Origin of the sequence: Nocardioides rotundus (genome assembly GCF_019931675.1) — a bacterium.
Classification (GTDB): Bacteria; Actinomycetota; Actinomycetes; order Propionibacteriales; family Nocardioidaceae; genus Nocardioides; species Nocardioides rotundus.
This window is the reverse complement of record NZ_CP082922.1, coordinates 1,548,998-1,573,156: the sequence shown is the minus strand read 5'-3', so window position 1 is coordinate 1,573,156 and position 24,159 is coordinate 1,548,998. Positions and strand designations below refer to the sequence as shown.

Annotated in this window: 30 protein-coding genes and 1 riboswitch; of the genes, 9 read left to right on the top strand and 21 right to left on the bottom strand. The window is 72.7% G+C overall.

Annotation, left to right across the window (positions count from 1 at the left end):
- Positions 1 to 109: 109 nt before the first annotated feature.
- The 4 genes from K8W59_RS07875 to K8W59_RS07860 are packed head-to-tail and all read left to right on the top strand — an operon-like array spanning position 110 to position 3,979.
- On the top strand, positions 110 to 937 hold the full coding sequence (locus tag K8W59_RS07875) for an ABC transporter permease (RefSeq protein ID WP_223399307.1): 828 nt from the start codon (positions 110 to 112) through the stop codon (positions 935 to 937).
- Entirely contained in the window at positions 925 to 1,734 is an 810-nt protein-coding gene (locus K8W59_RS07870; protein ID WP_223399306.1) for an ABC transporter ATP-binding protein, read from the top strand. The genes K8W59_RS07875 and K8W59_RS07870 overlap by 13 nt, the downstream gene beginning before the upstream one ends.
- Positions 1,731 to 2,816 carry an ABC transporter substrate-binding protein gene (locus K8W59_RS07865; RefSeq protein WP_223399305.1) on the top strand — a complete coding sequence of 362 codons (1,086 nt, stop codon included), beginning with the start codon at positions 1,731 to 1,733 and terminating at the stop codon, positions 2,814 to 2,816. The genes K8W59_RS07870 and K8W59_RS07865 overlap by 4 nt, the downstream gene beginning before the upstream one ends.
- Positions 2,813 to 3,979, top strand: a complete 1,167-nt coding sequence (locus K8W59_RS07860; protein WP_223399304.1) for an LLM class flavin-dependent oxidoreductase — start codon at positions 2,813 to 2,815, stop codon at positions 3,977 to 3,979. The genes K8W59_RS07865 and K8W59_RS07860 overlap by 4 nt, the downstream gene beginning before the upstream one ends.
- 100 nt (positions 3,980 to 4,079) lie before the next feature.
- Here the strand turns inward: K8W59_RS07860 and K8W59_RS07855 are convergent, their stop codons facing one another.
- The 5 genes from K8W59_RS07855 to K8W59_RS07835 form a co-directional block, all read right to left on the bottom strand.
- Positions 4,080 to 4,859 (bottom strand): TrmH family RNA methyltransferase, encoded by a 780-nt coding sequence (locus tag K8W59_RS07855; protein ID WP_223399303.1) that lies wholly within the window; start codon positions 4,857 to 4,859, stop codon positions 4,080 to 4,082.
- 4 nt (positions 4,860 to 4,863) lie between these two features.
- Complete coding sequence (gene rplT / locus K8W59_RS07850; protein WP_223399302.1) at positions 4,864 to 5,247, bottom strand: 50S ribosomal protein L20; 384 nt, start codon at positions 5,245 to 5,247, stop codon at positions 4,864 to 4,866.
- Positions 5,248 to 5,362: 115 nt separating this feature from the next.
- The gene (gene rpmI / locus K8W59_RS07845) at positions 5,363 to 5,557 is read right to left on the bottom strand and encodes a 50S ribosomal protein L35 (protein WP_223399301.1); all 195 of its coding nucleotides are present in this window, start codon (positions 5,555 to 5,557) and stop codon (positions 5,363 to 5,365) included.
- 42 nt (positions 5,558 to 5,599) lie between these two features.
- A complete protein-coding gene (infC, locus tag K8W59_RS07840; RefSeq protein WP_223399300.1) occupies positions 5,600 to 6,319 on the bottom strand; it encodes a translation initiation factor IF-3 in 720 nt (239 codons plus the stop codon).
- A gap of 219 nt (positions 6,320 to 6,538) precedes the next feature.
- A complete protein-coding gene (locus K8W59_RS07835; protein ID WP_223399299.1) occupies positions 6,539 to 7,063 on the bottom strand; it encodes an SseB family protein in 525 nt (174 codons plus the stop codon).
- 47 nt (positions 7,064 to 7,110) lie between these two features.
- Here K8W59_RS07835 and K8W59_RS07830 point away from each other — a divergent pair, with 47 nt between their 5' ends.
- From K8W59_RS07830 to K8W59_RS07820, 3 genes are read left to right on the top strand one after another with little or no spacing between them, the layout of a single operon-like run.
- A complete protein-coding gene (locus tag K8W59_RS07830) occupies positions 7,111 to 7,587 on the top strand; it encodes a hypothetical protein (RefSeq protein ID WP_223399298.1) in 477 nt (158 codons plus the stop codon).
- Positions 7,584 to 8,123 (top strand): nucleoside/nucleotide kinase family protein, encoded by a 540-nt coding sequence (locus tag K8W59_RS07825; RefSeq protein WP_223399297.1) that lies wholly within the window; start codon positions 7,584 to 7,586, stop codon positions 8,121 to 8,123. Before K8W59_RS07830 ends, K8W59_RS07825 begins: the two co-directional genes overlap by 4 nt.
- 35 nt (positions 8,124 to 8,158) lie before the next feature.
- Entirely contained in the window at positions 8,159 to 9,076 is a 918-nt protein-coding gene (locus K8W59_RS07820) for an aldose 1-epimerase family protein (protein ID WP_223399296.1), read from the top strand.
- A gap of 9 nt (positions 9,077 to 9,085) precedes the next feature.
- Here the strand turns inward: K8W59_RS07820 and K8W59_RS07815 are convergent, their stop codons facing one another.
- Genes K8W59_RS07815 through K8W59_RS07805 form a run of 3 tightly spaced genes read right to left on the bottom strand, consistent with a single transcriptional unit; the run spans position 9,086 to position 10,645 of the window.
- The gene (locus K8W59_RS07815; protein ID WP_223399295.1) at positions 9,086 to 9,544 is read right to left on the bottom strand and encodes a PH domain-containing protein; all 459 of its coding nucleotides are present in this window, start codon (positions 9,542 to 9,544) and stop codon (positions 9,086 to 9,088) included.
- Positions 9,528 to 10,373: an ATP phosphoribosyltransferase gene (hisG, locus tag K8W59_RS07810; protein ID WP_223399294.1), complete on the bottom strand. Its 846-nt coding sequence runs from the start codon at positions 10,371 to 10,373 to the stop codon at positions 9,528 to 9,530. The genes K8W59_RS07815 and hisG overlap by 17 nt, the downstream gene beginning before the upstream one ends.
- Before the next feature lie 8 nt (positions 10,374 to 10,381).
- Positions 10,382 to 10,645, bottom strand: coding sequence for a phosphoribosyl-ATP diphosphatase (locus K8W59_RS07805; RefSeq protein ID WP_223399293.1), 264 nt, complete (start codon positions 10,643 to 10,645; stop codon positions 10,382 to 10,384).
- Positions 10,646 to 10,718: 73 nt separating this feature from the next.
- Between K8W59_RS07805 and K8W59_RS07800 the strand changes: the two genes are divergently transcribed.
- On the top strand, positions 10,719 to 11,300 hold the full coding sequence (locus tag K8W59_RS07800; protein ID WP_223399292.1) for a GNAT family N-acetyltransferase: 582 nt from the start codon (positions 10,719 to 10,721) through the stop codon (positions 11,298 to 11,300).
- A gap of 11 nt (positions 11,301 to 11,311) precedes the next feature.
- Here K8W59_RS07800 and K8W59_RS07795 read toward each other — a convergent pair whose 3' ends face one another.
- The 8 genes from K8W59_RS07795 to ligD form a co-directional block, all read right to left on the bottom strand.
- Positions 11,312 to 11,848: a hypothetical protein gene (locus K8W59_RS07795; protein WP_223399291.1), complete on the bottom strand. Its 537-nt coding sequence runs from the start codon at positions 11,846 to 11,848 to the stop codon at positions 11,312 to 11,314.
- A 173-nt stretch (positions 11,849 to 12,021) separates the two neighbouring features.
- On the bottom strand, positions 12,022 to 12,492 hold the full coding sequence (ribH, locus tag K8W59_RS07790) for a 6,7-dimethyl-8-ribityllumazine synthase (protein ID WP_223399762.1): 471 nt from the start codon (positions 12,490 to 12,492) through the stop codon (positions 12,022 to 12,024).
- A complete protein-coding gene (locus K8W59_RS07785) occupies positions 12,486 to 13,805 on the bottom strand; it encodes a bifunctional 3,4-dihydroxy-2-butanone-4-phosphate synthase/GTP cyclohydrolase II (protein WP_223399290.1) in 1,320 nt (439 codons plus the stop codon). The genes ribH and K8W59_RS07785 overlap by 7 nt, the downstream gene beginning before the upstream one ends.
- A complete protein-coding gene (locus K8W59_RS07780) occupies positions 13,802 to 14,494 on the bottom strand; it encodes a nicotinamide mononucleotide transporter family protein (RefSeq protein WP_223399289.1) in 693 nt (230 codons plus the stop codon). The genes K8W59_RS07785 and K8W59_RS07780 overlap by 4 nt, the downstream gene beginning before the upstream one ends.
- Positions 14,491 to 15,165, bottom strand: coding sequence for a riboflavin synthase (locus tag K8W59_RS07775; protein WP_223399288.1), 675 nt, complete (start codon positions 15,163 to 15,165; stop codon positions 14,491 to 14,493). The genes K8W59_RS07780 and K8W59_RS07775 overlap by 4 nt, the downstream gene beginning before the upstream one ends.
- Positions 15,165 to 16,217, bottom strand: coding sequence for a bifunctional diaminohydroxyphosphoribosylaminopyrimidine deaminase/5-amino-6-(5-phosphoribosylamino)uracil reductase RibD (ribD, locus tag K8W59_RS07770; RefSeq protein WP_223399287.1), 1,053 nt, complete (start codon positions 16,215 to 16,217; stop codon positions 15,165 to 15,167). Before ribD ends, K8W59_RS07775 begins: the two co-directional genes overlap by 1 nt.
- A gap of 75 nt (positions 16,218 to 16,292) precedes the next feature.
- Positions 16,293 to 16,422: riboswitch (FMN riboswitch) on the bottom strand.
- Positions 16,423 to 16,476: 54 nt separating this feature from the next.
- A complete protein-coding gene (gene rpe, locus K8W59_RS07765; protein ID WP_223399286.1) occupies positions 16,477 to 17,139 on the bottom strand; it encodes a ribulose-phosphate 3-epimerase in 663 nt (220 codons plus the stop codon).
- 43 nt (positions 17,140 to 17,182) lie between these two features.
- Positions 17,183 to 18,136, bottom strand: a complete 954-nt coding sequence (gene ligD / locus K8W59_RS07760) for a non-homologous end-joining DNA ligase (protein ID WP_223399285.1) — start codon at positions 18,134 to 18,136, stop codon at positions 17,183 to 17,185.
- Positions 18,137 to 18,210: 74 nt separating this feature from the next.
- Here ligD and K8W59_RS07755 point away from each other — a divergent pair, with 74 nt between their 5' ends.
- Positions 18,211 to 19,125: a cation diffusion facilitator family transporter gene (locus K8W59_RS07755; RefSeq protein ID WP_223399284.1), complete on the top strand. Its 915-nt coding sequence runs from the start codon at positions 18,211 to 18,213 to the stop codon at positions 19,123 to 19,125.
- Between the two features lie 118 nt (positions 19,126 to 19,243).
- Here K8W59_RS07755 and K8W59_RS07750 read toward each other — a convergent pair whose 3' ends face one another.
- From K8W59_RS07750 to K8W59_RS07730, 5 genes are all read right to left on the bottom strand, one after another.
- Positions 19,244 to 21,277, bottom strand: coding sequence for a cytochrome c oxidase assembly protein (locus K8W59_RS07750; RefSeq protein ID WP_223399283.1), 2,034 nt, complete (start codon positions 21,275 to 21,277; stop codon positions 19,244 to 19,246).
- Positions 21,278 to 21,279: 2 nt separating this feature from the next.
- Entirely contained in the window at positions 21,280 to 22,002 is a 723-nt protein-coding gene (locus K8W59_RS07745) for a DUF305 domain-containing protein (RefSeq protein WP_223399282.1), read from the bottom strand.
- A complete protein-coding gene (locus tag K8W59_RS07740; RefSeq protein ID WP_223399281.1) occupies positions 21,999 to 22,664 on the bottom strand; it encodes a DUF3105 domain-containing protein in 666 nt (221 codons plus the stop codon). Before K8W59_RS07740 ends, K8W59_RS07745 begins: the two co-directional genes overlap by 4 nt.
- Before the next feature lie 81 nt (positions 22,665 to 22,745).
- Positions 22,746 to 23,747 (bottom strand): M56 family metallopeptidase, encoded by a 1,002-nt coding sequence (locus K8W59_RS07735; RefSeq protein ID WP_223399280.1) that lies wholly within the window; start codon positions 23,745 to 23,747, stop codon positions 22,746 to 22,748.
- Positions 23,744 to 24,112, bottom strand: coding sequence for a BlaI/MecI/CopY family transcriptional regulator (locus K8W59_RS07730; RefSeq protein ID WP_223399279.1), 369 nt, complete (start codon positions 24,110 to 24,112; stop codon positions 23,744 to 23,746). The genes K8W59_RS07735 and K8W59_RS07730 overlap by 4 nt, the downstream gene beginning before the upstream one ends.
- Between the last annotated feature and the right edge of the window lie 47 nt (positions 24,113 to 24,159).

Here is a 24,159-nt window from a genome sequence, read left to right as displayed (position 1 = left end):
GTCCACCCGGTGGACCGGGGAAACCTCCCCACAGCGTGAGGCAGCACACACGCAGACACGCGGGGCACGACCTTGATCTAATAGTAGTAAGTCAGTAGACAAAGTCCCCATGTCCACCACGACTCCCTCGGTGGCGGCTGCGGCCCCCACCCGTGCCCGTCGACAACCGCGCCGGCCAGGTGCGGGGCGCTCCCGCCTCGCCTTCCTCCGCCGAGCCATCTCGCCGCTCCTGATCATCGCGATCTGGCAGGCGCTCAGCAGCGCCGGGATCCTCACCGAGGACACCATCGCCTCGCCCGCGCAGATCGCCACGACCGCGGGGGAGCTGATCGCCGACGGCCGGCTGCAGTCCGCCGTACTCACCTCCGTCCAGCGGGTCGCCCTCGGCTTCCTCATCGGCGCGGCCATCGGCCTGGTGACCGCGGTCCTGGCCGGCCTCTCCCGGGTCGGCGAGGACGCGATCGACCCGCCGATGCAGATGCTGCGCACCCTGCCCCACTTCGGCCTGATCCCGCTGTTCATCATCTGGTTCGGCATCGGGGAGACGCCCAAGCTGGCGCTGATCGCGATGGGTGTCGCCTTCCCGCTCTACCTCAACACCTTCGGCGGCATCCGCAACATCGACACCAAGGTGAGCGAGGCCGCCAAGGCGATGGGCCTCACCTGGCGCCAGCGGGTGCGGCACGTGGTGATCCCCGGTGCCCTCCCCCAGACGCTCGTCGGGCTGCGACAGTCCCTCGGCGTCGCCTGGCTCTCGCTGATCGTCGCCGAGACCATCAGCGCCGACTCCGGCCTGGGCTACATGATCAACCTGGCCCGGGAGTTCCAGCAGACCGACGTGATCGTGGTCGGGCTGGCCGTCTACAGCCTGCTCGGCCTCGCCACCGACTCCATCGTCCGCCTCGCCGAGAGAAGGGCCCTCACATGGCGCTCCTGAAGTCCCGCTCCACCCCGCCCGCCGACCACCTGCCGACCGACGGACCGGTGGTCCGGGTCGCCGACCACAACCGCGCCTTCGGCGACAACCACGTCCTGCGCGACATCGACCTGGAGATCGCCCCCGGCGAGTTCGTGGTCATGCTCGGCCGCAGCGGCTGCGGCAAGTCCACCCTCCTGCGCAGCATCGCGCACCTGGATCCGGCGCCGGCGGAGGAGGTGCAGGTGCGCGGCCGTTCCTCGGTCGCCTTCCAGGAGCCGCGACTGCTGCCGTGGCGACGGGTACGGCAGAACGTCGCCCTGGCGCTGCTCAACTCGCCCGAGGCGCGCGACCGGGACCGACTGGCCGAGGCGACGCTCGCCGAGGTCGGTCTGTCCGCGAAGCTGGACGCCTGGCCGCGCGAGCTGTCCGGCGGGCAGGCCCAGCGGGTGTCGCTGGCCCGGGCGCTGGTCAGCAACCCGGCGCTGCTGCTGCTCGACGAGCCGTTCAGCGCGCTGGACGCGCTCACCCGGATCGACATGCACCAGCTGGTGATCGAATTGTGGCGGCGCCACTCCATGGCCGTCCTGCTCGTCACCCACGACGTCGACGAGGCGCTCGCCCTCGCCGACCGCGTCGTCCTCATGGACTCCGGGCGCCTGGCCCGCAGCTGGGAGCTCACCATGCCCTGCACGGACCGGGAGCCCTCGCGCCCGGAGATCGCGGAGGCCCGCGCCGAGATCATGCACGCCCTCGGCGTCCAGCCCCTCCCGCCCAACCCCCGTCGTCAGCAGCTCGAGAAGCAAGGAGCAGCATGAACCAGCACGCCCGCACCACCCGTCGTACCCGCCCCGGAGCCCGGAGCCTCGCCGCCGCGATCGCGGCCTCCCTGCTCGCCCTGACCGGCTGCGGCGGCTCCGCCATCGGCAACGAGGAGGCGGTCAACGACGACGGCTCGGTCGACCTAGAGAAGGTCACCCTCGTCGTCGGCGACCAGAAGGGCGGCTCCCAGGCACTCCTCCGGGCCGCCGGCGAGCTCGACGATGTCCCCTACGAGATCCAGTGGAAGGAGTTCACGTCCGGGCCTCCCCTCCTGGAGGCGCTGGACGCCGGCTCGCTGCACGTCGGCGGCGTCGGCAACACCCCGCCGCTCTTCGCGGCGGCGGCGAACGGCAACTTCCAGGCCATCCAGGCCGCGACGTACGGCGGCACCGGCGACGCGATCGTCGTACCCCAGGACTCCGACATCACGAGCGTGAAGGACCTCAAGGGCAAGAGCGTCGCCGTCACCCAGGGCAGCTCGGCGAACTACAACCTGCTCGCACAGCTGGACGAGGCCGGTGTCGGCTACCAGGACATCGAGGTGCAGAACCTCCAGCCGGCCGACGCGCTCGCCGCCTTCGACGCAGGTCACGTCGACGCCTGGGCGATCTGGGAGCCGTTCACCTCCCAGGCCGAGCAGGAGGCCGGCGCCCGGGTGATCACGACCGGCGAGGACGTCGTCAACGGCTACGTCTTCCAGGTCGCCTCCGACGAGGCGCTGGACGATCCGGCCGCCACCGCCGCCCTCAAGGACTACGTCGCCCGGATCGCCCGTGCGCAGAAGTGGTCGGCCACCCACCGCAAGGCGTGGGCCCGGGTGTGGTCGGAGGAGACCGGCCTGCCCTACCGCAACACCCTGGCGGCCACGAGGAAGCGGAAGATCGAGCTGGTCCCGATCACCAAGGAGGTCATCGAGTCCGAGCAGCAGATGGCCGACACGTTCGTCGACAACGAGCTGCTGCCCGAGCAGTTCGACGTGGCGCCGTTCTTCACCGACCGGTTCAACCGGTTCACCACCGGCGCGCCCGCGGAGGGCGCCTCGTCGGGGAACGCCTCGTCGGAAGGGGCCGAGGGATGAGCGGCCTGCGTCTGCACTGGTTCCTCCCCACCTCCGGGGACAGCCGCTCCCTGGTCGGCGCCGGACAGGGCGTCCCCGGGGACGTCCGGACCGGGCTGCAGGAGACCGTCGGCGACGGCTTCCGGCCGCCGACCATCGACTACCTCGCCGACGTGGCACGCACCGCGGAGAAGCTGGGCTTCGAGGGGGTGCTGACCCCGACCGGCACGTTCTGCGAGGACGCCTGGCTGACCACCGCCGCGCTGATCCGCGAGACGTCGCGGCTGAAGTTCCTCGTCGCCTTCCGCCCCGGAGTCATCAACCCGGTGCTCGCCGCGCAGATGGCCGCGGCCTACCAGCGGATCTCGGAGGGCCGGCTGATGGTCAACATCGTCACCGGCGGCGAGCCGCGCGAGCAGGCCCGCTTCGGCGACATCGCGTCGAAGGAGGAGCGCTACGCCCGGACCGAGGAGTTCCTGCGGGTGGTCCGCGGGACCTGGCACGAGGCGCCGTACGACTTCACCGGCCGGTTCTTCGACGTCCGGGGCGCACTGGTGAGCGGCGGGGTCGACCCCGCACCGTCGATCTACTTCGGCGGCTCCTCGGGGCCGGCGGGCCCAGTGGCGGCGAAGCATGCCGACGTCTACCTCACCTGGGGCGAGCCGCCGGAGCAGGTCGCGGAGAAGATCGCCTGGATGCGCGAGCTGGCCGCCGCGGAGGGGCGGACGCTCCGCTTCGGCCTGCGCGTCCACACCCTGTCCCGCGACACCTCCGAGGAGGCCTGGCAGCACGCCCAGTGGCTGCTCGACGGGCTCGACCCGGCGACCGTCGCGCGGGCCCAGGAGGCGCTGGCGCAGAGCGAGTCCACCGGGCAGCAGCGGATGTCCGCCCTGCGCGGTGGTCGCTCGACCTTCACCTCCGCCCACGACCTGGAGGTCGCTCCCGGGCTCTGGGCCGGCGTCGGCCTGGTGCGCGGAGGCGCCGGTACGGCGCTGGTCGGGAGCCACGAGGAGGTCGCGGAGTCGCTGGCGGCCTACCACCGGCTGGGCATCGACGAGGTCATCCTCTCCGGCTACCCGCACGTGGAGGAGGCCTACTGGTTCGCCGAGGGCGTGATGCCCGCGCTCCGCCGGCGCGGGCTGCTGGGCGGGGACGCCGTACCTGCGCCGCGGGCGGCCGGCTGAGCCCGGCCGTTTCCCCGGTCCACCGGCGAAACGGCCACTTCCCGGCTGAAATTTCGGCTGGGAAGTGAAGGATTAACCGGTGAACCGGGGAAACCACCCCTCACCCCTGCGCGCGGGCGGAGGCGAAGAGGCAGACGGCGGCGGCGGTGGAGAGGTTGAGGCTCTCCACCTCGCCGCGGAGCGGGATGCGGACCCGGTGGTCGGCGGCCGCGGCGAGCTCGGCGGGCAGCCCCCAGGCCTCGTTGCCGAAGAGCCAGGCGGTGGGTCCGGCCAGCAGCGGGTCGGCGTCGAAGAGGTCGACCTCGCCGGCGCCGTCGGCCGCGAGGACGGCGTACCCCGCCCCCTGCGCGACCCGCACCGCACCGAGCGGGTCGGGCTCCAGCGCGAACGGGATCCGGAACAGGCTGCCGACGCTGGCCCGGACGGTCTTGGGGTTGTAGGGGTCGACGCTGTGGCCGGCCAGCACCACGCCCGTGGCGCCGGCGGCCGCCGCGGTGCGCAGCAGGGTCCCGGCATTGCCGGGGTCGCGTACGTCGGCTGCCAGGGCGACCAGTCGCCCGTCCGCCAGCACCCCGTCCGTGGCGGTGTCGACGAAGCGGCAGACGGCCACCAGGCCCTGCGGGGTGACGGCGTCGGAGAGACCCGCCATCGCCCGGTCGTCGACCAGCGTGACCGGCAGGCCGGCGAGCAGGTCGGCGGAGGACTCCGCCGCCGCGGGCGTGGCGAAGACCTCGACGAGCGCGTCCGCGGCGACCGCGCCCTCGACCGCCTTCCAGCCCTCGGCAAGGAAGAGCCGCCGCCCGGAGCGTTCCGGACGGCGGCTGAGCTTCCTGGCCTCCTTGACCCGGGCGTTGCCCGCGGTCAGGGGGGTCGGCGTCACGACCTCAGGAGGCCTTGGGCGCGTTGACGTCCTCGGGGAGGGCGCCCTTCGCGGTCTCGACGAGCGCGGCGAAGGCCGGGGCGTCGTTGACCGCCAGGTCGGCGAGGACCTTGCGGTCCACCTCGACGCCGGCCAGGTTGAGACCCTGGATGAAGCGGTTGTAGGTCATGCCGTTCGCGCGGGCAGCGGCGTTGATCCGCTGGATCCACAGCTTGCGGAAGTTGCCCTTGTTCTTGCGCCGGTCGTTGTAGCTGTAGACCAGCGAGTGGGTGACCTGCTCCTTGGCCTTGCGGTAGAGGCGCGAGCGCTGCCCGCGGTAGCCGCTGGCGCGCTCGAGAGTGGTCCGGCGCTTCTTGTGGGCGTTCACTGCCCGCTTGACGCGTGCCATGGTGTGTGACTCCTTGTTGCTGCTCGGGTGCTGAGGGGTGTGGTCTCGACAGGCTCGACCACCGAGGTGACCGGCTCGACCACCGAGGTGACCGGCTCGGTCACCGATGCGAGGCTCAGAGGCCGAGCATCTTCTTCGCGCGCTTGACGTCGGACTTGGCCACCTCGGTGGTGCCGGACATCCGACGGGTCATCTTGGAGGGCTTCTTCTCCAGGTTGTGGCGCAGGCCGGTCTTCTGGCGGCGGATCTTGCCGGACCCGGTGACCCGGAACCGCTTCTTCGCGCCGGAGTGCGTCTTGTTCTTGGGCATGATGCTTCTTTCTCTTCCTAGCTCGGCGGACGTCGTAGGTGCTCAGAGGTCGATGTCGGGGTCGAGGTTCTCCGACCGACGACGCTCCTTCTTCGGCTGGTCCTTGTGCGCGGCGGCCGTTGCGGCCCGGTGGGCGCGCTCGTCGGCCTCCTCGGCCGCCCGGTCGGCCGCCTTCTGCTGCTTGGCGGCCTTCATCTGGGTCTTGGCCTCGGCCTTCTTGGTGTGCGGGCCGAGCACCATGATCATGTTGCGGCCGTCCTGCTTGGGCGCCGACTCGACGAAGCCCAGGTCGTCCACGTCCTCGGCCAGCTTCTGCAGCAGCCGGAACCCGAGCTCGGGGCGGTGCTGCTCGCGGCCACGGAACATGATGGTGATCTTGACCTTGTCGCCCGCCTTGAGGAACCGCACGACGTGACCCTTCTTGGTCTCGTAGTCGTGCTGGTCGATCTTGGGGCGGAGCTTCATCTCCTTGATGATCACGTTGGTCTGGTTGCGGCGGGCCTCACGGGCCTTCTGGGCGTTCTCGTACTTGAACTTCCCGTAGTCCATCAGCTTGCAGACCGGCGGCCGTGCCGTCGGCGCGACCTCGACCAGGTCCAGGTCGGCCTCGCCTGCAAGCTTGAGTGCCTCGGCGGTCGGCACGATGCCGACCGTCTCGCCGTTGGGTCCGACGAGCCGGACCTCGGGTACCCGGATCCGGTCGTTGATGCGCAGCTCGGTGCTGATGTGTCCTCCAATGAAAAAGGCTTCCGCTGGCTGCAAGCGGAAGCCTCGGCGCCGCCCACGTGGACGGCTCGCACCGTGCACGCACTGCGGCGTGGACCCTGGACCCGACGACCTCGGCGGTCGGTGCGGGTGGAGGATCCCACATCCGGGTGGATGCTTCGTCCCCGCTTGCAATGATCGGCTCGGTCCGCCCAGGGCAGGCCGAACTGATCGGTCAACGTCGACAGGCTACCTGAGATTCCCGCGTCCGCCGAATCACTGGACCCAGGCGGTGCGGTCCCCCAGCCGGGCCAGCGTCCAGCCGCGGGCGAAGCCGTGCAGGTCGTCGCCCTCCACCGTCACCGGGACCGGCCCGGCGATGTCGACGACCATCGCGGCGGCGCCCTCGGTCACCGCGGCGGAGGCGGCGTCGGAGGCGGCCACGGGCACCGGCCGGGCCGACCGGTCCCAGCGGGCCAGCGCGTCCATGCCGGTGAAGGCGAGCAGCGCCAGCCGGCCGTCCGCGCCCTGCATGAGCACGGTCGCCATCTCGCTGTCCTTCTCCTGCTCCGACCCGTGCTCGCCGGGCCCGCCCTCCCCGAGTACGGCAACGACCGGGACGAGCAGCCGGCTGGACTGCAGCGCCACCAGGGCCTCCGGGAGGGCCCCGGCGTCCAGGGCGTAGTCGGCGAGGGCGCGCGCCACCAGCGGTGCGGCGTCTCCGGTGTCCTCGGCGAACGTCGGCTGCGGGATGTCCGCCCCCTCGAACCGCGCCGCGCCGTCGTCTGTGCCCCGAGCCATGCCCCGATGATCGCATCCCGGTGGGTGCCATGTGGAAGGCTGGTGATGTGGACGAGGCAACCTGGGCCGCCCTGACCGTGGTCCTCACCGTGCTCGGCGTGGTGTGGACCGTCGTCGCGTTCCGCCGCCGCGGTGCGGCCAACGGGCTGCGCGCCCTCGGCTTCACCCTGCTGCCCGCGGCCGCGTGGCTCACCGGGACGCTGCGGATGTTCACCGAGATCGGCAGTGCCGTGAGCCGGTGGGCCACGAGCCTGGTGCTCGACCCGCGGGTGTGGACGGGCGTGGGGCTGGCCGGCACGGCCGCTGTGCTGATCGTCCTCTCCGGCTACCTCCGCGCCCGCCAGCTGGCCCGCGGCCAGGGACGGACGCCGCTTCCCGAGGGACCTCGCGGGTCGTCGGGGGCCGTCCTCGCCGAGCCGCGAGGAGCCGGCTCCGGCGAGGCCGTCCAGCCCCGCCGCAAGGGCACCGGGGACAGCGAGCTGGACGAGATCGAGGAGCTGCTGCGGCGGCGCGGCATCCAGTGACGAGAGCCGGGAGGCTCCTGGCGCTGGCCCGGTCGCGACCGGCACTGCTGGGCGCGGGCCGGCTGATCTGCGTCGACGGCCCGTCGGGGTCCGGGAAGACCACGCTCGCCGACGAGCTCGGACATCGCGGCCCCGCCCACGTGCTCCATCTCGACGAGCTGCTGGAGGGCTGGGACGGGGGCTTCGCCGCGGTGCTGGACGCCTTGGTCACCGACGTGCTCCAGCCGCTGGCGCAGGGGCGGCCGGCGGCCTACCACCGGTGGGACTGGCACACGGGGCAGTTCGCGGAGTGGGTGCCGGTGCCGGCGACCCCGCTCCTGGTGGTGGAGGGGGTCGCCGCGGGGGCACGACCCGCCGCGGCCTACGCCTCGGCGATCGCCTGGGTCGAGGCCGACCGGGACGTCCGGATGGCGCGCGGGCTGGCCCGCGACGGCGACGCCTTCGCCCCGCACTGGGAGCGGTGGGCCGAGCGGGAGGCGGAGCACTTCGCGCGCGAGCGGACCCGCGAGCGTGCCGACGTACTCCTCACGACCTGAGCCTGTCATCTGCCGCACCACATAGGGTCGGCCGCATGGCTGGAGTGGCACCGACCGGGGAGCAGTACGAGATCGGCACCAGCGGCTACCGCGCCGTGGTGACCGAATGCGGGGCCGCGCTGCGGCTGCTGGAGCACGACGGCCGCCCGCTCGTCGACGGGTTCGCCGCGGACGCGATGCCCTCCGGCGGGCGCGGGCAGCTGTTGATGCCGTGGCCCAACCGGATCGGGGACGGCGCCTACGAGTTCGACGGCACCCAGCAGCTGGCCCTGAGCGAGCCGAAGCGGCACAACGCCTCGCACGGCCTGGTGCGCTGGGCGGCCTGGACGCTGGAGGAGCACACCGACGCCTCGGTGTCGCTGGTCTACCGGCTGATGGCGCAGACCGGGTACCCCTGGACGCTCGACCTGCACGTGCTCTACGACCTCTCGGCAGAGGGGCTGACGGTGACCCAGACCGCGACCAACATGTCGCCCTCCCCCGCGCCGTGCGCCGCCGGGGCCCACCCCTACCTGCTGGCCGGTCCCGCGGGCGCGATCGACGACTGGGAGCTGACCCTGCCGGCGGGGCGGCGCCTGGAGGTGGACGAGCGCAAGCTCCCGGTCCGCTCGGTCCCGGTCGACGGCACCGAGCACGACTTCCGGGTGGCGCGCCCGCTGCGGGGGACGGTCCTCGACGACGCGTACGGCGACCTGCAGCACGTCGACGGCCGGGTGAGCGTCACCCTGCGCGAGCCGGGCGGCGCGGCGACCACGCTGTGGGGCGACGACCGGGTGCGCTGGCTGCAGGTGTACACCGCCGACGACTCCGCCACCCCGCGCCGCTCCGTCGCGGTGGAGCCGATGACCGCGCCGCCGGACGCCTTCCGCTCCGGGGAGGACCTCGTGGTGCTCGCGCCGGCCGGGCAGCCCGGCGACGAGCACTCGGTCAGCTGGGGCATCGCGGCCGGCTGAGGCCCCGGCCTAGCGGTCGCCCGGGCCCGCGGCGTTCACGAGCGCGCGCAGCTCGCGCACCTGCTGGCGCGCGCGGGCGCCGTCGGAGCCCTGGATCCCCAGGGCGGAGACGGTGCTGCCGTCCACCAGGTCGAAGATCGCCCACGGGGCGCCCGGCGGCAGCGACACGTCCACGACCTGGGCCCAGTCCAGGTGCCGTGACCTGTAGCCGTTGACGATCCTCAGCCCGCTCTCGTCGGCGTCGATCCGGCAGCGCATCAGCGCATGCAGGCACAGCACGAGCGCGACCACGATCCCCAGCATGGTCAACTGGTAGCGCAACAGGAACGAGTTGCGCAGCTCGGCGCCCAGACCGATCCACATCACCGCGCACACCACGACGAACAGGGTGCCGAAGAACCAGCCGGCCAGGCGCACCCCCAGCGGCCGGAACCGCCGAGGGAGCCCGGCCTCAGAGGCGGCAGGCATGGATGTCGGTGAGCAGGATGCCGCGGGCACCGAGCTCGAAGAGGTCGTCCATCAGTCGCTGCGCGCCCTTGCGCGGCACCATCGCGCGTACGGCGACCCAGCCCTCGCGCTGCAGTGGAGCCACCGTCGGGCTCTCGATCCCCGGCGTCAGGGCGGAGGCGGCCGCCACCTGGGCCTCGGGGATGTCGTAGTCCATCATCACGTAGGACCGGGCCACGAGCACGCCCTCCAGGCGCCGCTTGAACACCTCGAAGCCGGCGGGCAGGTCGGTGCCCGACCGCGAGACGAGCACCGCCTCGGAGGTGAGGATCGGCTCGCCGAAGACCTCCAGCCCGGCCGCGCGCAGCGTCGTACCGGTCTCCACGACGTCCGCGATCGCGTCGGCGACCCCGAGTTGGATGCTGCTCTCGACGGCGCCGTCGAGCCGGGTCACCGTGGCCTCGATGCCGCGCTGCTCGAGGTAGGTCGACACGATGCCGGTGTAGGACGTCGCGATCCGCTGGCCGGCCAGGTCCTCGACCGTGGCGAACCGGCCCTGGGGGCCCGCGAAGTGGAAGCGGCTGGTGCCGAAGCCGAGCTCCAGCACCTCCTCTGCCTTCGCGCCGGAGTCGCGCAGCAGGTCGCGGCCGGTGACGCCGAGGTCCAGGGTGCCCTCGCCGACGTAGAGCGCGATGTCGCGGGGGCGGAGGTAGAAGAACTCGACGCCGTTCTCGGCGTCGGTGAGCGTGAGTTCCTTGGAGTCGCCGCGCTGGCGGTAGCCGGACTCGCGGAGCATGTCGGAGGCGGCCTGGGACAGGCTGCCCTTGTTGGGTAGGGCGATGCGGAGCATGGGTGACCTCACAGGTGGGCGTAGACGTCGTCGAGGCTGATCCCCTTCGCGAGCATCAGCACCTGGGCGTGGTAGAGCAGTTGACTGATCTCCTCGGCCGCTCGCTCGGAGCCCTCATGCTCCGCGGCCATCCAGGACTCCGCAGCCTCCTCGACCAGCTTCTTGCCGATCGCATGGACGCCGGCGTCGAGCTCCCGCACGGTGCCCGACCCCTCCGGGCGGGTCACCGCCTTCTCGCTCAGCTCGGCCCAGAGCTCATCGAACGTCTTCACGGGCGACAAGCCTAGGGCCCGGTGCTCCGAATCCTCGTGGCGGTCCACCGGCGACCGGCCCTAGGCTCCCCGCGTGAGCGAGGATCCCCTGGACCGCATCCCCTGGCCGCTGCGCACGCGGCGGCTCACGATCCGCCGCGCGACCGCCCGCGACGCTGCCGCCGTCCACGCCTACCACCGCAAGGACGGGGTCCTGGAGTGGATGATGTATCCCTGCTCGCCGTGGGAGCGCTACCGCGAGGAGTTCGCCGAGCCGTCCGGGCTGGCCCAGCGGCTGGTGGTCGAGACCGACGGCCGGGTCGTGGGCGACCTCAAGCTCGCGGTGCTGGACGCGTGGGCGCAGGAGCAGGTGCGCTCGCAGGCGGCCGGGACCGAGGCGGAGGTCGGCTGGATCCTGGACCCGGCGGTGCAGGGGCAGGGGCTGGCGACCGAGGCGATGCGGGCAGTCATCGGTGCCGTGTTCGAGCACACGCGAGTACGCCGGGTGGTGGCCTACGCGTTCGCCGACAACGTCGCCTCGCTCGCCCTGATGAGCACCCTGGGGATGCGGCGCGAGGCGCTCAACCGCCGGGACTCCCTGCACCGCACCCGCGGGTGGATCGACGGCGTCACCTACGCGGTGCTCGAGGACGAGTGGGCCGACGTACCTCGCTAGCCGGCTCCGGTTCAGCGTTGCAGGTCCGCCGCCTCGCGACTGGCCCACACCAGGAGCATGAACCACACGAAGACCACGATCGCCGCCACCACCAGCAGTAGGAAGACGCCGACCGCGGGTCCGGTCGCGGCGGCGAAGGACAGCGTCGGCGCGCCGGTGAGCAGGGGCGCCAGCACCACGCCGATCAGAGCCAGCCCGAGATCGAGCCACCGCACGAGGCCCGCCTGGCTCCGGATGCGGGGCTCGGGCCCGAGCGTCATCAGGGCGGTGCAGACACCGAAGACCACGCCGGTCTGCGCGACGCTCTCGCCGACCGCGACGAGGGGCGTGAGCTCGCCGTCGGGGAGCAACTGCACCAGGGAGCTCACCAGGCCCAGGCAACTCGCGATGAAGGCGCCGAGGAGACCCGGGTGCCGCCCGCGGACGAGGTTCAGTCCGGCGATGACCATCAGCCACCCGATCACGTCGGGCAGTACGTCGAACCAGTCGATCCGGAAGTCGAGGACCACCAGCAGCAGTCCTCCGAAGACCATCCCCAGGGGCGTCACGCTGCTCAGCCTAGACCGGTTCCGGGCCGATGCTCGGCCGTCGCGGGGTTCGTGACCCGCCGTACCCCTGCTCGACTTGTCGAGAGTTCGGTGGGCTTGTCGAGTGCTCTACCGCTCAACAGGCTCACCGAACTGTGCGTTACATGGAACGAGTGGGGCTGCGAGGGGACAGGTCAGCCGAGCGAGCGGAGGGTGAGCGCGGTCTCCAGGGCCGCCGAGGCGGCCTCGTGGCCCTTGTCCTCCGAGGAGCCCTCGAGCCCGGCGCGGTCCAGCGCCTGCTCCTCGGTGTCACAGGTGAGCACCCCGAAGCCGACGGGGACCGAGTGGTCCAGCGCGACCCGGGTGAGGCCGTCGGTGGCGGCCGAGCAGACGTAGTCGAAGTGCGGGGTGCCGCCGCGGATCACCACGCCGAGGGCGACCACGGCGTCGTACCCCTGCGCGGCGAGCCGCCCGCAGGCCACCGGCAGCTCGAAGGTCCCCGGCACCCGCACCACGTCGGGCGTGACGCCGGCGCCGGCGCAGGCGCGCGCGGCACCGTCGAGCAGGCCGTCCATCACCACCTGGTGCCACTGCGCGGCGACGACCGCGACCCGCAGGCCGGAGGCGTCGAGGGTCGGGGCGGCGGGGGCTCCGTGCTTCACGATCGGACTCCTTCGTCGGTGGGGGCAGAGCCGTCGGCGGCCTCTCCTTCGTCGGTGGGGGCAGAGCCGTCGGCGGCCTCGTCCTGGTGGTCGACGGCCAGGTCCGGCAGGTCCTGCAGCTGGTGGCCCATCCGGTCCCGCTTGGTCCGCAGGTAGGCCATGTTGTGCGCGTTGGGGCGCGGGGTGAGCGCGACCCGCTCGGCGACGGGTACGCCGAACTCGGTGAGCGCCGCGGTCTTGTCCGGGTTGTTGGTCAGCAGCCGCACCGACCCGATCCCGAGGTCGCGCAGCACCTGCGTGGCCGTGCCGTAGTGGCGCGCGTCGGCCGGCAGCCCGAGGTCGAGGTTCGCGTCGACGGTGTCGCGGCCGCCGTCCTGCAGCGCGTAGGCCTGCAGCTTGGCGACCAGCCCGATGCCGCGGCCCTCGTGCCCGCGGAGGTAGACCACCACGCCCCGACCCTCGGCGACGATCCGCTCCATCGCCTCGTGCAGCTGCGGCCCGCAGTCGCAGCGGTGGCTGCCGAAGACGTCGCCGGTGAGGCACTCCGAGTGCACCCGGGTGAGCACGGGCTCGTCCCCGGAGATGTCGCCGTAGACCAGCGCGAGGTGCTCGGAGTCGTCGATGGTGATCCGGTAGCCGTAGGCGGCGAAGTCGCCCCACTCGGTCGGCAGCGTCGTCTCGGCCACCCGCTCGACATGCATCTCGTGGCGGCGGCGGTAGCGCACCAGCTCCTCGATGGAGATCATCGCGATCCCGTGCTCGTCGGCGAACTCCCGCAGCTCGGGCGCCCGCTTCATCGTCCCGTCGTCGTTGACCACCTCGACCAGCACGCCCGCCGGAGTCAGTCCCGCCATCCGGCACAGGTCGACCGCGGCCTCGGTGTGCCCGCGCCGCACCAGCACCCCGCCCTCGCGGTAGCGCAGCGGGAAGACGTGCCCGGGCCGGGTCAGCTCCCACGGCTCGGTGGCCGAGTCGGCCAGCGTCTTCACCGTGTGCGCCCGGTCGGCGGCGCTGATGCCGGTGCTCACGCCGTCCCGGGCGTCGACGGAGATGGTGTACGCCGTCCGGTAGGCGTCGCGGTTGTGCGGCGTCATCAGCGGGATCTCCAGCCGGTCCAGCATCTCGGCCGGCATCGGCGCGCAGATCACGCCGCTGCTGTGCCGGATCGTCCACGCCATCAGCTCCGGCGTGGCCTTGGCAGCGGCGAAGATGATGTCGCCCTCGTTCTCCCGGTCCTCGTCGTCCACGACGACCACGGGGCGGCCGGCGGCGATGTCGGCCACCGCCCTCTCGACCGGGTCCAGTCGGACACTCACAGCACTGCTCCTTCACTCCGGACGGGGACAGGGGCCGGCGCCAGGGCCCGGCTGGCTCGCCACCAGACGACGAAGCCGAGGACCACGAAGACGGCGTAGACGAGGTACATCGCGGCCGTCGGGTAGTAGCCGGCGCGGACCAGGGTGGTCACCCCGACCACGTCGACCAGCACCCACACCAGCCAGAACTCCACCCAGCCGCGGGCCATGCCGTAGGTCGCCAGCATCGAGCCGGCGAGGATCCACGCCTCGGTGGCGGGACCCCACGAGCCGATCCGCACCAGGACCTCGTGGGCGACGGCGTAGCCGACCAGGCCGAGCGCGAGCAGCTGCGCCCGCTCGGGCCAGGTGGCCCAGCGCGGCGTGATCGCGCGCCCGTCGGCGGCGCCGCCGGAGCGTCGTACGGCGGACCAGCGCCACCAGCCGTAGGCGCCGACCAGGGCGAAGAACACCTGCCGCCCGGCCTGGCCCCACAGCGGCTCGCTGACGACGCCGCTCAGCTCGCCGCTGGCGAAGACCACGAACAGCAGGGCGTTGCCGACCAGGCCCACCGGCCAGGCCCACACGACGCGGCGCATGCCGAGGATCGCGCTGGCCAGGCCGAAGGCGTTGCCCACGACCTCGGGCACGGCGAGACTCCCGCCGGGCACCGCGATGGTGCCGCTCATCAGCCACTCCAGCAGGGTCATGCCCGCTCCTTCCGGTCCGCGGCCAGCAGCCGCTCGACGTGCTTGGCGAGGATGTCGACCTCGAGGTTCACCCGGTCGCCCGGCCGGCGCTCGCCGAGCGTGGTGCGCGCCAGGGTCTCGGGGATGAGACTCACGGTGAAGCTCTCCTCACCGGCCTCGACCACGGTCAGGCTCACCCCGTCCACGGTGATCGACCCCTTGTCGACCAGGTAGCGCGCCAGCCCCGGCGGGAGGGAGATCTCCACGACCTCCCAGTGCTCGCTGGGGGTGCGCGCGAGGATCTCGCCGACCCCGTCGACGTGCCCTTGGACGATGTGCCCGCCGAGCCGCTTCTCCGCGGTCACGGCCCGCTCCAGGTTGACCGGGTCGCCCGCGCGGGCGCCCGCGAGCGAGGTCTTGTCCAGCGTCTCCTGCATCACGTCGGCGACCCACAGCCCTTCGCCGGTCGAGCCCCCGTCTTCGCCGGTCGAGCCCCCGTCTTCGCCGGTCGAGCTCCCCTCGCCGGTCGAGCTTGTCGAGACCACCGTCAGGCAGCAGCCGTTGACCGCGATCGAGTCGCCGGGCGCCGTACCCTCCAGCACCGTGTCGGCGCGGACGGTGAGGCGTACGGCGTCGCCCTGCTCCTCCACGGACGCGATCTCGCCGAGCTCCTCGACGATTCCGGTGAACATCAGGCGGTTCCTCTCATGGTGATGCGCAGGTTGGTGTCCTCCCCCGGCGCCGCGGGCTCCAGCACCCGCACGTCGGTGACGTCGAGGTGCAACGCAGCGGCGATCGATTCGATGCCCAGCTCCCCCACGGCGGCGCGTCCGTCGCCGAGCAGCATCGGCGCGACGTAGGCGACCACCTCGTCGACCAGCCCGGCCCGCAGGAACGCGGCGGCCAGCGTCGGGCCGCCCTCGAGGAAGACATGGCGCCGCTCCCGCTCCCACAGGGCGGCGAGCGCGGCGCGGGGGTCGCGGGTGCGCAGGTGGAGCGACCCGCCGACGACGGCCTCGTCGAAGATCCTCCGGCCGGGGTCGAGGTCGCGCTCGCCCATCACCACGCGCAGCGGCTGCCGCTCCAACGGCGCCTCGTCGGCGGCGCGCACGGTCAGCCGCGGGTCGTCCTCGATGACCGTCCCGGTGCCGACCAGCATGGTGTCGCTGAGCGCGCGGAGCCGGTGGGTGTCGCGTCGCGCGGCGAGCGAGGAGACCCACCGCGACGTGCCGTCCGCAGCGGCACTGCGGCCGTCCAGGGTGGTCGCGAGCTTCCAGGTGACGAAGGGCCGGCCGAGCTCCATCGCTCGCGACCACGCGGGATTGAGCGCCCGCGCCTCGTCGGCGAGCAGGCCCGAGGCCACCTCGACACCCCCCGCGCGCAGCGTCTCTCCCCCGCCCGCCGCCTGCGGGTTCGGGTCGTCTTGGGCGAAGACCACGCGCCGCACTCCCGCGTCCAGGAGCGCCTGCGCGCACGGGCCGGTGCGGCCGGTGTGGTTGCAGGGCTCCAGGGTGACGATCGCGGTGGCGTCCCGGGCCGCCGTACCGGCCAGGGCGAGCGCGGCGGCCTCGGCGTGCGGGGTGCCCGCCCCCCGGTGGGCGGCCTCGGCGACCCCGGAGCCGTCGGGTGCGAGCAGGACGCACCCCACGCGCGGGTTGGGCAGCACCTGCGGGCCCACCGACGCGGCGAGCTCGAGGGCGCGGCGCATCGCCCGCTCCTCCGCGTCCGCCTGCGGTGTGGTCATCTGCTCTGCCTCCGGTTCCTCCCACGGTGCTGGTGGGGGCTTCGACGGAGGCTCGTCGCTGCGGGCGGCGAGACCCTGCGTGCGCTTCTCATCCGGACTCTCACCGTCGGTCCAGGAGTTCCACCTGGTCAACCGGCCACTGGCTGTGGACGGGTCGCGGACTGTCACCGCCGGTGCGGAATTTCACCGCCCCCAGAGCACGCGAGCTCTTGTCGGGGACAGCCTGCCACATCCCTGGGCGCTCAGCGTGTGAGAGGGCTCACGGCGCGGCGGCCTCGGCCTTCTCCCGCAGTGCCTCGACCATCGCGTCGGGGTCCTCGGCGGAGTAGACCGCCGACCCGGCGACGAAGACGTCGGCTCCGGCCTCGGCGCACCGGCCGATGGTGTCCAGGGAGATGCCGCCGTCGACCTGCAGCCAGACCTCGCCGCCGGAGCGCTCGACCAGCTCACGAGTACGGCGGATCTTGGGCAGGCAGAGGTCGAGGAACCGCTGGCCCCCGAAGCCCGGCTCCACGGTCATCACCAGCACCATGTCCAGCTCGGGCAACAGCTCGGCGTACGGCTCGATCGGGGTCATCGGCTTCAGCGCCATCGACGCCCGCGTGCCGTGGCCGCGCAGCTCGCGGGCCAGCCGGATCGGCGCCTTGGTCGACTCGATGTGGAAGGTGACGCTGCGCGCCCCGGCCTCGGCGTAGCTCATCGCGTTGCTGTCGCAGTCGTCGATCATCAGGTGCGCGTCCAGCGGCAGGTCGGTGCTGCGCGAGAGCGCCTCCACCATGGGCGGACCGAAGGTCAGGTTCGGCACGAAGTGGTTGTCCATGACGTCGACGTGCACCCAGTCCGCGTTCGGGATGCGCGCCACCTCCGCGCCCAGCGCGGCGAAGTCGGCGTTCAGGATGCTCGGCGTGATCTGGATACCCACGAGGGCGAGGGTAGTCGCGCCCCTCGGGTGCCCGGGCCCCGGCTCACTCCGGGTCCGCGGGCGGCTCGGCCCCGGCGGCCTCGTCCCGGTCCGCCCACTCCAGCAGGGGCGCGATGTCGAAGGGGTGGTCGTCGATGTCGGCCATCAGGTCGCCGAGCTCGGCGAAGCGCCCGGGCATGGTGTCCATGGTGAAGTCGCGCGGCTCGACCTGCGCGACCTCCTCCCACCGCAGCGGGGCGGAGACGCGGCCGTCCGGCACGCCCCGCACCGAGTAGGCCGCCGCGATCGTGTGGTCGCGGGCGTTCTGGTTGTAGTCCACGAACAGCTGCGCGGGATCGCGGTCCTTGCGCCACCACGTCGTCGTGACGTCCTCCGGGGCGCGGCGCTCGACCTCGCGGGCGAAGGCCAGCGCGGCCCGCCGTACGTCCTTGAAGCCGTGGTCGGGCGGGATCCGCACGTACACGTGCAGCCCGGCTCCCCCGCTCGTCTTGGGGTAGCCGGTCGCGCCCAGCTCGTCCAGCACCTCGTGCACGACGCCGCCGACACGCTGCACCGTCGACCACGGGCACTCGGGGCCGGGGTCCAGGTCGATCCGCCACTCGTCCGGCTCCTCGGTGTGGCCGCGACGGCTGTTCCAGGGGTGGAACTCCACCGTCGACATCTGCACCGCCCAGACCACCGCGGCCGGCTCGGTGACGCACAGCTCGTCGGCCGTCCGGTTCCACCGGGGGAAGTGCAGCCGCACCGTCTCCACCCAGTCCGGCGCCCCCTGCGGCAGCCGCTTCTGGTGGACCTTCGGGCCGTCCAGGCCCTTCGGGAAGCGGTGCAGCATGCACGGCCGCTCCCACAGCGCGTTCACGATGCCGGGGCCCACGGAGAGGTAGTACTCGACCAGGTCCAGCTTGGTCGCGCCGGTCTCGGGGAAGTAGACGCGGTCGGGGTTGGTCACCTTGACCACGCGGTCGTCGACCTCGACCTCGGTGAACGGGGACGCCATGGGTGTCACCGTAGTCAGCCCCAAGGGCTACTATCCTGCTTAGTAGTCAGACACGCCACGAGGAGGGCTCACTGATGGGTGCAGGACACGGGCACGGCCAGGGTGCCGCAGCCGGCCACGTCGGTGGTCGCTACCGCCGCCGGCTGGCGATGACCTTCGTGCTGGTCTTCGGCTTCATGGTGGTCGAGCTGGTCTACGGAATCCTGACCAACTCGCTGGCCCTGATCTCCGACGCCGGCCACATGTCCGCCGACGCCGTCGCCCTCGGCGCCGCGCTGCTGGCGACCAAGATCGCGACCCGGCCCGACACCACGGGGCGGCGGACCTACGGCTCCTACCGCGCGGAGATCTTCGCCTCGGGCTTCACCGTGCTCATCATGCTCGGGGTCGCGACGTACGTCGTGGTCGAGGCGATCAGCCGGATCGGCGAGCCGGTCGAGGTGCAGACCACCCCGATGCTGGTGGTCGGTGCGCTCGGCCTGGTGATCAACGTCATCTCGATGTACCTGCTCCGGCAGGGGGCCAGCGAGTCCCTCAACGTCAAGGGCGCCTACTTCGAGGTCATCGCCGACACCGCGGGCAGTGTCGGCGTCGTCGTCGCGGCGCTGCTGGTCGGGTGGACCAACCAGCCGGTGTGGGACACCGTCGTCGCCCTCGCCATCGGCGTCTTCGTCGCCGTCCGCGCCGTCGTTCTCGGCCGCCAGGTGCTGGCGGTGCTCGGGCAGCACGTCCCCGAGGGCGTCGTCCTCGACCAGGTCGTCGCGGACCTGGAGGAGATCCCCGGCGTGCAGGACGTGCACGACATCCACATCTGGACCCTCACCTCGGGCATGAACGTCGCCACCGCCCACCTCGTGGTCGGCGACGGCGATGCCCAGGAGGCGCTCACGCGCGCCCAGCAGGTGCTGTCCCAGACCTACAAGATCCAGCACGCCACGCTGCAGACCGAGTCCTCCCCCACCAAGCAGTGCGACGAGGTCACCTGGTGATCTCCGGCCCGCCCGCCGACCGGAGGTAGCCCACCCACCTCCGCGCCGCCGTACGACGTGGCTCAGCAACCTCCCATCCAGCGACCGGCGCACCACGCGCGCGGGCGGGCGCCGGGAGTCAGCGGCGGGGCGAGTCCTCGGAGCGGGCGAGCGACTGCAGATAGGCGTTGTACGACGCCAGCTGGGCGTCGCCGTCGCGGTCGGCCTGACGGTCGTGCCGGCGCTGCTCCGCGTGGTCGGCGCGCACCCACTGCCACATCAGCGCACCGGCGATCACGGCGAGCGGGTAGTCGCCGAGCGCCCAGCCGATCGAGGCGCCGAGGTACTGGTCCTCGGCCAGCGAGGAGACCCAGTCCGGGCCCACCAGGCGGAACCAGTCGGCCGCCATCACGGTGCTCCGCGCCATGAGCGAGACCGAGAAGAACGCGTGGTAGCCGAAGACCATCATCACCAGCAGCGCGCGCATGGGGTACGCCGGCCGCTTGGGGCCCGGGTCGACGCCGACGACGGCGTTGGCGAAGAGGTACCCCGCGACCAGGAAGTGGATCACCATGACCACGTGCCCGGTGTGCGAGCGCAGCGAGAGCTCGAAGAGCCCCGAGGAGTAGAAGACCACCAGGCTGCCGACGAAGAACGCCGCGGCGACGAGCGGGTTCCCGAGGATCTGGGAGACCGGCGACCGGACGATCCGCAGGGTCCACTCGCGGGCACCCCAGGTGCCGTCGCGCCGGGCCGGCGTACTCCTCAGCAGCAGGGTCACGGGGGCGCCGAGCACGAGGAAGACGGGCACGCCGGTGGCGATGCTCATGTGCTGCACCATGTGCATGCTGAACATGACCTTGCCGTAGACGCCCGGCGACCCGCTGGTCGACCACAGCAGCAGCGCCCAGCCGATCACCCACGCGGCGGTGCGGCCCCACGACCAGGCGTCGCCCCGGCGGCGCAGGCGTACGGCGGCCACGAGGTACCAGACCACCGCACCGACGGCGACCGGCGCCCACAGCGGGTCCAGCCGCCAGGTCGTCACCCAGCCCGGCCAGTCCAGCGGCCCGGGCAGCCGGTAGTAGATCAGCGACTCGACCGTCTGCAGCGGCGCGGGGTTGAGCCCGTTGGGGGGCTGCATCCGCCCCAGCGCCACACCCAGGCCGGCGGCAGCCGCCATGGTGAGGACCTCGAGCACGGCGACCCGCAGGAACGTCCGCGGCCGTCCGGCCTCGAGCCGGCCGATGGCGGCCCGACGCTGGGCGAGGCCGGCGGCCGCGAGGGCGGCGAGCAGGAGCACCTTGGTGAGCAGCGCCAGGCCGTACGTCGTCGCCAGCTGCGACCAGGCGTCGACCCGGAGCAGCGCGTTGACCAGACCGGAGGCGGCGGTGAGGGCGAAGCCCCACAGGGCCAGGGTGGAGTAGTGACGTACGGCGGCGGCCAGGCCGACCTCGCGCATCCCGGCGACCACCAGCAGGGCGACCAGCCCGCCCAGCCACACACTGAGCCCGAGCAGGTGGAACATCTGCGCGGTGACCGCGATGTCGTGGTTGAGCGACCCGGCCGCGTGTCCGGTGAGCGCGACCGGCCACAGACCGACCACGCCGACCGTCGCGACCACCGCGATGCCGCCGGTGGTCCGGGCCATGGACGCGCCGATCGCCACAAACAGCGCAGCCCCGAGGTTGAGCGCCAGGTAGCGGCCGAGCTCGAACTCGGTGGCGAAGGAGGTCAGCGAGGACCACAGCATCGGCTCGCTCAGCGGGACCGCGGCGAGGTCGGAGTAGGCGAACACGAAGACCGCGGCGGCCGCCCCGCTCCACGCCCAGCCGGCCATGGCCGCCAGGGAGGTCACCCGCAGCCAGACCGCGTCGTCGGACGAGGGCGTGGCCCGGGTGCGGGCGGGCAGCGACCAGCAGAGCATCAGCAGGCTGCCGAGCGTGATCGCGGTGGCGATGTCGCGCAGGGCGGTCGCGATGGGCAGCCCCGCCTGGGTCGCCGTACCGGGGACCGGAAGGCCGGGCTCCACCTCGGGGGTCAGCTGACCCACCAACCCCAGCAGGGCCAGGGCGACAGCGACAGCGACACCGGCCCCGGTCACGCCGAGCAGCGCACCGCGCGGGGACCGGACCTGCCGCGGGGAGGTCGGCGGGTTTGTCGTCGTCGTCACTGTCACCCCATCGAGGACATGTCGTGGCCGGACATGTCGCCGGAGCCCTCCGAGGGGCTCGGCGACGCCGGAGAACCGGGATCGGCGGGCGCGCCACCACGCGCCGCCAGCAGGTCGCGCATCACCCGGATCTCCGCCTGCTGCGAGCGGGCGATCGCCCGGGCGAGCGTGGTCACCTCCGGACGGTCGGTGACGTCGAGCACCCCCTGGGCCATGTGCACACCGGCCGTGTGGTGGGCGATCATCAGCCGCAGGAAGAGCCTCTCGGCGGCCACGCCCTCCGCCTCGCGCAGGCGGGCCAGGTCGGCCTCGGAGGCCATGCCCGGCATCCGCCCGTCGGGCAGCAGCATGTCCTCACCGCCCTTCATCCACGCCATCGGCGGTCGGTCCGAGGTCTGAGGGAGGCCCCAGAAGTCCAGCCAGGCGTACATCTGGCCGATCTGCTGCTGCTGGGAGGTGACGATGTCGTAGGCCAGCGCCCGCAGCTCGGGGTCGTCGGACTTCTCACGCACGATCAGCGCCATCTCCACCGCCTGCGCATGATGCATCATCATGTCGCGGGCGAAGCCGGCCTCCGGGCTCGCGTTCCCCGGCATCGCGGTCGCGTCCTCCTCCGCGGCGGAGGCCGCGAAGAGCACGGAGACCGCCGCCACCACGGCCGCGACGGCCAGGGCGAGAACGACCACGAGCGGCGGGATGTTGCCGGCACGCGAGAGGCGACTCATGAACCTGACATCCCCCCACCGAGGTCCAGCGGCATGGTGCCGTCCGAGCCGCCGGTGCAGGCGGCGCCGGGCTCGGGGGTCTGCTCGCCCTGGACGTACTTGTCGAGGAACGCGCCCAGCCGCGGGTCGTCGGCCCCCTTCAGCTCCAGCTGAGTCCCCCAGGCGGACGCCACCACGGGCGCCTGCTGGTCCTCATACGGGCTCAGGATGGCGTAGGTGCTGGGCAGCGCCTCCTGCAGCTGCTCCACGTCCGCGTCCGGCAGGTCGGGGCGGTAGGTCAGCCAGACGGCGCCGTGCTCCAGGGAGTGGGCGGCGTTCTCGTTCGGGACCTCGGTGTCGTAGACCCCGCAGTTGAGCCAGACCGGGTTGTGGTCGCCCCCGACCGGCGGCGACTGCTCATAGTCGAGCGGGCCGGTGACGTGGTTCGCCGAGACCTTGTAGGTCTTCACGGCGGACAGGCCGGCCGACCCTCCGGACGCCGTGGCGGGGTCGTCGGCCTCCATCCGCTGCACCGCGACGAGCACGCTCGCGAAGCCGACGAGGACGAGGACACCGGTGCCGATCAGCCAGTAGACGCGGCGCCGCTCACGTCGCCTCTGCCGCTGCAGCTCCGCCGCAGCCCGCTCGCGCCGCGAGGAGGACCTGGGCTCCTGCTCCGACATCGGACACCTACCTCGACTCGTCCCTGGAGGGACCGGACGGCGCCCTCAAATACTAGGTCGGATAGTAGCAACCGGCCCGGCTCAGGGCGTGGGCCCCTGGTCGCAGCAGTGGTGCGCCAGCACCGTCATCTCCTGCGTCGACGGCACGAAGGCCGCGGTCGCCGGAGCGAGCGCGATCACCGCCACTCCGACCGCGAGCAGGCCGGAGGTCGCGGCGCGCAGCGGTCGACGCGGTCCGAGCAGGCGTACGGCGCGCTCGGGGGCCGAGGCCAACGGCGCGAGCAGCCCCTCTGGCTGCCGCGGCGACCCCGCGGCGCCGGTGCTGGGCGAGCCCGCGGCCGCCAGCTCATAGAGCGCCTCGGCCAGGCGGAGCCGGTCGGCAGGATCGACGGCGTCGTCGGCGTGCATCTCGGCGAGCCGGGCGATCTGCGCATGTGCGACCGCGAAGAACGGGATCCACGGCAGCGCCGCGGCGAGCGCACCGGAGCGACGCACCAGCCGGTCGTGCCGGGCGCTGAGGTGGGCGCGCTCGTGGCGCAGCACGAGCGCCAGATGGGCGCGGCTCAGCGCCGCGCGGGCCCCCGTGGTCACCACGATCGTCCCGGCCTCGCGCCGTCGCTGGCCGGGGACGCAGTAGACCGCGGGCGTCCCGTGCGGGACGGTGTAGCTGCCGTCCCCGGACTCCTCGGCGACCAGCGAGAGGCCCTCCAGATGCCCTCGCCGCGCCTGGGCCGCCGTACGCCGCCCGCCCAGCAGACCGATCGCGACGCGCCCGGCCAGGACGGCGGTCAAGCCGATGCCGATGCTGCTCACCAGTCCGCCGGCCACGGTGGAGTACTGCTGCCGCAGCTCGACCAGGCAGGCGCGGCCGATCTCGCCCACGGTCGCGGCCACGGACATGCCGGGCAGGATCAGCGCGACGCAGGCGAGCAGCAGCGAGGCGAGCGCGGAGAAGGCCAGGGCCTGCCAGATCGCCATCGCCAGGCGGGGCGCACGCTCCGGCCACCGCGCCGGCGCGACGACGTACTGACCGACGGTCATCAAGACCAGCGCCAGCAGCCCGAGCACCAGCGGAGCCGTCACCTCGTCGCCCCCTCCTCGGCGCGGCCGAGGGCCCGGCGCAGCGCGTCGAGCTGGGAGCTGTCCAGCCGGTCGACGAAGTGCATCAGCACGTGCTGTCGATCGCCGCCGTCGGCGAGCGCGTCCTCCAGCAGGGAGGCGGTGTACTCCTCCCGCGTCTGGGCCGGGAGGTAGTGGTAGGCCCGGCCGACCCGGGTCCGGGTCACCATCCCCTTGCGGTGCAGGTTGTCCATCACCGTCATCACCGTGGTGTAGGCGATGTCCCGGTCCTCGGAGATGTGCTCGTGCACGGTGCGCACCGGCTGTGGGTCGTCGTGCGCCCACAGGCACTTCATCACCACGGCCTCGAGCGAGCCCAGTCCCTGCACCGTTCCTCCTCCGCTACGAACCTCCATCGTAGTTGGTCGGCGCCTAT